The organism is Tautonia marina (assembly GCF_009177065.1).
In the GTDB taxonomy this organism is placed as follows: domain Bacteria; phylum Planctomycetota; class Planctomycetia; order Isosphaerales; family Isosphaeraceae; genus Tautonia; species Tautonia marina.
The window spans coordinates 1-393 of sequence record NZ_WEZF01000075.1 but is presented as its reverse complement, the minus strand read 5'-3'; the positions used below and the strand labels follow the sequence as shown (position 1 = coordinate 393).

Annotated in this window: 1 pseudogene; it reads right to left on the bottom strand. The window is 60.3% G+C overall.

Going from position 1 to position 393, the window contains the following annotated elements:
- Positions 1-393 (bottom strand): annotated as a pseudogene (locus GA615_RS27265) (hypothetical protein); the annotation flags it as partial.

The window sequence follows — 393 nt, the reverse complement described above, 5'->3', positions numbered from 1 at the left end:
ACCGAGGAACGACTCGGGCGGGGTCCCCTCCTCCTGGAAGTGCGGATTCCTGCCGAACGAATAGGCGACCTTGACCGTCTCACCGCCGTCCGTGGAGTAGTAGATATTCACGGGCACCGGCCCACCGAGCACATTGCAGTAGTTGCCCCATACGAGCATCTCCCTGCCGTCGATGTCCCAGGTGTGAATGCCGTCGAGCGGATGGAAATACCAGCCGGGACGAGCGGGGTCCTTCGCGACATGCGGTCGGTAATCACTCCCGTCGCAATCCTTGACGACGATCTCGCGATATGTCCCGAGATTGTCGGTGCTCAGGAACAGCTTCTCGCGCGTGGCGAAGAGGATGTTTCCATTCTTGAGCAGGCAACTGAAGGTGATGTTGTCCGCGTCCGC